The organism is Paracoccus sp. (in: a-proteobacteria) (genome assembly GCF_039808215.1).
Classification (GTDB): domain Bacteria; phylum Pseudomonadota; class Alphaproteobacteria; order Rhodobacterales; family Rhodobacteraceae; genus Paracoccus.
Window position 1 is genome coordinate 1 of sequence record NZ_JBDHSP010000119.1, and the last position, 5454, is coordinate 5454.

The 5454-nt window shown below is 66.1% G+C and carries 7 protein-coding genes; 1 reads left to right on the forward strand and 6 read right to left on the reverse strand.

The genetic code is table 11. The features are described from left to right. Positions 1-101 precede the first annotated feature (101 nt). The 6 genes from WMK75_RS18070 to WMK75_RS18095 all read right to left on the reverse strand — a co-directional run bounded on the left by WMK75_RS18070 (position 102) and on the right by WMK75_RS18095 (position 4048). Complete coding sequence (locus WMK75_RS18070) at positions 102-503, reverse strand: hypothetical protein (RefSeq protein ID WP_347268975.1); 402 nt, start codon at positions 501-503, stop codon at positions 102-104. A 102-nt stretch (positions 504-605) separates the two neighbouring features. Continuing rightward, positions 606-1103: a phosphatase PAP2 family protein gene (locus WMK75_RS18075; RefSeq protein ID WP_347268976.1), complete on the reverse strand. Its 498-nt coding sequence runs from the start codon at positions 1101-1103 to the stop codon at positions 606-608. Then, on the reverse strand, positions 1100-1765 hold the full coding sequence (locus tag WMK75_RS18080; protein WP_347268977.1) for an ABC transporter ATP-binding protein: 666 nt from the start codon (positions 1763-1765) through the stop codon (positions 1100-1102). Before WMK75_RS18080 ends, WMK75_RS18075 begins: the two co-directional genes overlap by 4 nt. Continuing rightward, positions 1758-3059 (reverse strand): ABC transporter permease, encoded by a 1302-nt coding sequence (locus tag WMK75_RS18085; protein ID WP_347268978.1) that lies wholly within the window; start codon positions 3057-3059, stop codon positions 1758-1760. Before WMK75_RS18085 ends, WMK75_RS18080 begins: the two co-directional genes overlap by 8 nt. 72 nt (positions 3060-3131) lie before the next feature. After that, complete coding sequence (locus WMK75_RS18090; protein WP_347268979.1) at positions 3132-3596, reverse strand: Lrp/AsnC family transcriptional regulator; 465 nt, start codon at positions 3594-3596, stop codon at positions 3132-3134. Continuing rightward, positions 3593-4048, reverse strand: a complete 456-nt coding sequence (locus WMK75_RS18095) for an Lrp/AsnC family transcriptional regulator (RefSeq protein ID WP_347268980.1) — start codon at positions 4046-4048, stop codon at positions 3593-3595. The genes WMK75_RS18090 and WMK75_RS18095 overlap by 4 nt, the downstream gene beginning before the upstream one ends. A gap of 127 nt (positions 4049-4175) precedes the next feature. Between WMK75_RS18095 and ilvC the strand changes: the two genes are divergently transcribed. Then, entirely contained in the window at positions 4176-5198 is a 1023-nt protein-coding gene (ilvC, locus tag WMK75_RS18100) for a ketol-acid reductoisomerase (protein WP_347268981.1), read from the forward strand. Positions 5199-5454: the final 256 nt, after the last annotated feature.

A 5454-nucleotide genomic window follows, 5' to 3' on the forward strand; every position in this document is an offset into this window, starting at 1 on the left:
AACTGGCGGCGTAGAAACCAACCCGATCCACCTTAGCCAAGCCGCCAAACTGTCTCACCAGGCGGCACCACCTCTGTCTGGTCGCGGCGGGGCGCGCTCGTTCAGCCGCAGGTGGTGGGGGCGCCCTTGGCCACGATCTGTTGCCAGTCGGCGCCCAGCGTCTCGCGCGCGGAAAGCGCGTTGCCGGCCTCGGGCGCGCCATCGGCCACCAGCCGCACCACCATGCCCTGGGAATAGTTCTGCTGGAACCCCGAGAAGAAGTCGCCCTGCAGCCCGCTGTCGCTCTGGTCGCCCACGATCAGGAACTTGTCACCGCCCTTGCGGATCACCTCGATGGCGGCCGATTTGAAGGCGACGTTGCGCGCGCCCGACGGGCCGCAGGCCGGGGCGGCATGGGTGGCGACCTTGAACGTGTCCTTGGACATCGGCTGGATCTGCGTCTGCGCGCAGGCCGCCACCGCCAGCACAAGGGCTGCCCTTGCGGTCAGGATATGAATGCGCATCTTTCGTCCTCGCATGACATGGATGATGCGGAGATCTTGCGCATTCCTGCCGATACGGCAACGAAAGCCTGCTTAAAATGCAAGCATTGCCAATCTGTTAACCTAAAATCGCAGACCGATGGAAAAGCTGGCCCCCTCGCTGCCGATGCCCAGGCTGGCGGCGCCGAAAGTAAAGCCGACCAGCGCCCCCGAGAAGACCTGCTGCGGCGTGTGCTGGCCGGCATGGACGCGGCTCCAGCCGGTCAGGCCGGCGGCGCCGTAAGCCAGCGCGCCGGCGGCCGGCCGGTCGTCAAAGCATTTCCCCGCCAGATCCGAGGCGCCAAAGAAGGCCGCCGCAGTATGGCCCGAGGGAAAGCCCCTGCCCTCGCCCGAGGGTCGGCGCGCGATCGGCGTGCCGTCGAAAAATTCCTTCATCCCCCAGACCAGCGCCGCCTGCACGATGCCGCGCAGGGCGAAATCCTCAAGCCGGTCCTGATCGGCGGCGCAGACCGCCGCCGCCAGCGGCAGGCCGTATTTCATCGCGGTGCCGAAATTCTCGAACGGATCCGCCGCCGCCGGCGCAGCCAGCGAGAGCGCGCAAAGCGCCGCGACGGACTTCATGCCTCACCCATCCGGACCACCCGGTCCATGCGCGCCGCCAGATCCAGATTATGCGTGGCGATCAGTGCCGAAAGCCCGGTCTCGCGCACCAGCGCCATCAGCATGTCGAACACCTTGTCCGAGGTCGCGGGATCGAGATTGCCGGTCGGCTCGTCGGCCAAAAGCAGCGCCGGCCGGTTCGCCAGCGCCCGGCAGAAGGCCACCCGCTGCTGCTCGCCCCCGGAAAGTTGCGCCGGGCGGTGGTCGGCGCGATGCGACAGGCCGACATGCGAGAGCAGCTCAAGCGCCCGCGCCCGCGCCGCGCCCCGGGACTGGCCATTCGCCAGCTGCGGCAGCACGATGTTCTCGGCCGCCGAGAATTCGGGCAGCAGGTGGTGGAACTGATAGACAAAGCCCAGCGCCTCGCGCCGCGCCTCGGTGCGGGCGCGGTCGCCCTGCCCGGCCATGTCGCGCCCGTTCAGCAGCACCCGGCCGCCATCCGGCGTGTCAAGAAGCCCGGCGATATGCAGCAGCGTCGATTTCCCCGCCCCCGAGGGCGCGACCAGTGCCACCACCTCGCCGCGGGCGACCGCCAGCGACAGGTCGTGCAGCACCGGCACCGGCGCCGGGCCGCCCAGGCCATAGGTCTTGGAAATGCCGTCAAGGCGCAGGACCTCACTCATAGCGCAGCGCCTCCACCGGGTTCATGCGCGCGGCGCGGCGGGCCGGAAAGATCGTCACCACGAAGGCCAGGCCCAGCGACAGCGCCACGGCGCGCAGGATGTCCCAGCCGCGCAGCTCGGCGGTCAGCTGATAGATGCCGCGCACCTCGGGCTGCCAGGCATTGCCGCCGGTCAGCATGTTCAGCGCCGCCATGATGTGGCCGACGTTCAGCGCCAGCGCCACGCCCAGGATCACGCCGGCGATGGTGCCGATGATGCCGGTAAAGGCGCCACACAGAAAGAACACCCGCATGACCGCGCCCTCGGTCAGGCCCATGGTGCGCAGGATGCCGATGTCGCGGCTCTTGTTCTTGACCAGCATGACCAGCCCAGAGGTGATGTTCATCGAGGCGATCAGCACCAGGATCGACAGGATCACGAACATCACGTCATCCTCCATGTCGAGCGCGGCCAGAAACGACCCCGAGGCATCGCGCCAGGTCCAGACTTGCGCCCGATCACCCGCCGCATCCAGCAGCAGCGGCGTCCAGTCGGCGACGCGGGCGGGGTTCGCGACAAAGACCGCGATCTCATCGGCGGCGCCCTCGCGGTTGAAATAGCGCTGCGCCTCGGTCAGCGGCATGTAGATGCGGGTCTGGTCGATATCATAGCGCCCGGCGGAAAAGACATAGGCGACATCAAAGCTTTCGATGCGCGGCTGCGTGCCGATGGGGGTCTTGGCACCCTCGGGGGCGATCAGTTGCACCTTGTCTCCGACCCCCACGCCAAGATCGCGCGCCAGCCCCGAGCCGATGGCGATGCCATGCGCGAAATCCGCGATGTCGCCTGAGGCGCGCGTGGGATCGGCGACCCCCGGCAGGGCCTTCAGCGCCTCAAGGGTGACGCCATGCACATCGCCCAGACCGGCCGCCTCGCCCTGGCGCACCATGACCTTGCCGCGCACCGCCGGATCGGCGCGCAGCACCCCCGGGATGGCGCGGATGCGCTGCGAGACCGCATCATAGTCCTCGATGCGACCGGGGACGAGATAGGTCTCTTCGGTCAGGTCGTTATAGATCGAGCCCGGCAGGTAATAGACGGTGCTGTGGGCATTGGCGCCCAGGATCGTCTCGACGAAATCGGCGCGAAAGCCCGCGCGCACCGCCAGGGTGGCAATCAGCGCCATGACGCCCAGCGCAATGCCGATCAGGCTGATCCAGGTCATCACGCTGACCCCGCCCTCGGCCCGGCGCGCGCGCAGATAGCGCCAGGCGATGAGGAATTCATAGCGCGAGAACGGGGCGGGGCTTGCCATGCTTCACCTTTGCTTTGGCCTGCGCCTGATTGCCGGTTCAGCCCCGGCTTTGCAAGCCAACAAGGGCGTGACCTAAAGCGGGCCGGGGCGGCGTTCCTCCGAGAGCATCACATTGGCCTCGACCTGGCCCACGCCCGGCAGGGTCATGATGCGCCGGCGCAGGATGCGTTCGAAATCGGCGATGTCGCGGGCGGTGATGCGCAGACGATAGTCGAACTGGCCCAGCACATGCTGGACCACCTGCACCTCGGGGATGGCGGTGACCGCGCGCTCGAACTCCTCGAGGCTGGTGCGGCCCTTGGCGGCCAGGCGGATGCCCAGAAACACCGTGACGCCAAAGCCCAGCGCCGCCTGGTCAACGGTGATGCGCCGCCCGGCGATGATGCCCGCATCGGTCAACCGCTTGATCCGCCGCCAGGCCGCCGGCTGCGTCATGCCCAGCGCCCGGCCGATGTCGGCAGCGCTCAGCGTGGCGTCCGCCGCCAGCAGCCGCAGGATCGCCAGATCCGTGGCGTCGGGCTGGAAGGCCGCGCTCACAGCGGCAACTCCTGCACGTCCTTGATGCTGCTGACCAGCATCAGCGCATCGCTGTCCGAGACATGCGGCAGGGCGAGGATGCTTTCGCGATAGATCTGCTGCCAATGCGCCATGTCGCGCGCGATCACCGAGAGCCGCAGATCGACCGAGCCGAGGAAGGTCTGGATTTCCGTCACCTCGGGCACCAGCCGCGCCGCGGCCACGAATTCGTCGAAGGCGCGCGGCTGCGTCTTGTCGAGGGTAAAGCGCAGGCTGACCTGCACCTCATAGCCCAGGCGGCGCCAGTCGATTCGCGCCTCGGTGGCGCGGATCACGCCCCTCTCGCGCAGCCGCTCCAGCCGGCGCCACAGGCTGGCGGGGGTGACGCCGGCGCGCTCGGCCAACGGGGCATTGCCGATCCCGGGATCGGCCAGAAGCTGACGCAGGATGCGCCGGTCCGCGGCATCGGGCATGATTTTCTCATATCATGAACAAACTGAACATGATCTTATCACATACCCCAAAGATTTCGCAAAGTCTGCATGGATCGCCCGACGCGACCTTGCTAGAAACACCCCAGCAAAACGAGGAGAGATGCCGATGCGCGTTTACTATGATCGCGACTGCGACGTGAACCTGATCAAGGACAAGAAGATCGCCATGCTGGGCTATGGCAGCCAGGGCCACGCCCATGCGCTGAACCTGCGCGATTCGGGTGCGAAAAACGTCGTCGTGGCGCTGCGCGAAGGCTCCGCCTCGGCCCAGAAGGCCGAAGCCGAAGGCCTGAAGGTCATGGGCATCAGTGAGGCCGCCGCCTGGGCCGACCTGATCATGTTCACCATGCCCGACGAGTTGCAGGCCGAGACCTACCGCAAATACGTTCATGACAATATCCGCGAAGGCGCGGCGATCGCCTTTGCCCACGGGTTGAACATCCACTTTGGCCTGATCGAGCCGAAGCCCGGCGTCGACATCATCATGATGGCGCCCAAGGGCCCCGGCCACACCGTGCGCGGCGAATACAGCAAGGGCGGCGGCGTCCCCTGCCTGTTCGCGGTCCACAATGACGCGACCGGCAAGGCGCAGGACATCGCGCTCAGCTACTGCTCGGCCATCGGCGGCGGCCGCTCGGGCATCATCGAGACCAACTTCCGTCAGGAATGCGAAACCGACCTGTTCGGTGAACAGGCAGTTCTGTGCGGCGGTCTGGTCGAGCTGATCCGCATGGGCTTTGAAACCCTGGTCGAGGCTGGCTACGAGCCGGAAATGGCCTATTTCGAATGCCTGCACGAGGTGAAGCTGATCGTGGACCTGATCTACGAAGGCGGCATCGCCAACATGAACTACTCGATCTCGAACACCGCCGAATATGGCGAATATGTCTCGGGCCCGCGCATCCTGCCCTATGAGGAAACCAAGGCCCGCATGAAAGCCGTGCTGACCGACATCCAGACCGGCAAGTTCGTGCGCGACTTCATGCAGGAAAACGCCGTCGGCCAACCGATGTTCAAGGCAACCCGCCGCCTCAACGACGAGCATCAGATCGAGCAGGTCGGCGAAAAGCTGCGCGCCATGATGCCCTGGATCTCCAAGGGCAAGATGGTCGACAAGGCCCGCAACTGAGATTGCTACAGAAAGCCCCGCCTCGTGCGGGGCTTTCTTTTCATTCTGATGCAATGGCAGACCAGTTTTCGGCAGCCAGCACGGCAAGCAAGCTTAGCCTTCAATTCGGATCGACGAAGGCGAAAACAGCCGGGGCCCTTTTACAGGGCACCTCGAAAAATTGCCCTGACCGGGCGGCTGGGGTAGGTGTCAGAGGTATCCGGCAGGTGGAGCGTAACGATGGCGCAGATGGGTTTCTTCGATCTTTCAGACCGCT

Bases quoted from the DNA above. Each gene is read 5' to 3' on its own strand.
- WMK75_RS18070 (WP_347268975.1), bottom strand. From the start codon at position 503: ATGCGCATTCATATCCTGACCGCAAGGGCAGCCCTTGTGCTGGCGGTG.
- WMK75_RS18075 (WP_347268976.1), bottom strand. From the start codon at position 1,103: ATGAAGTCCGTCGCGGCGCTTTGCGCGCTCTCGCTGGCTGCGCCGGCG.
- WMK75_RS18080 (WP_347268977.1), bottom strand. From the start codon at position 1,765: ATGAGTGAGGTCCTGCGCCTTGACGGCATTTCCAAGACCTATGGCCTG.
- WMK75_RS18085 (WP_347268978.1), bottom strand. From the start codon at position 3,059: ATGGCAAGCCCCGCCCCGTTCTCGCGCTATGAATTCCTCATCGCCTGG.
- WMK75_RS18095 (WP_347268980.1), bottom strand. From the start codon at position 4,048: ATGCCCGATGCCGCGGACCGGCGCATCCTGCGTCAGCTTCTGGCCGAT.
- ilvC (WP_347268981.1), top strand. From the start codon at position 4,176: ATGCGCGTTTACTATGATCGCGACTGCGACGTGAACCTGATCAAGGAC.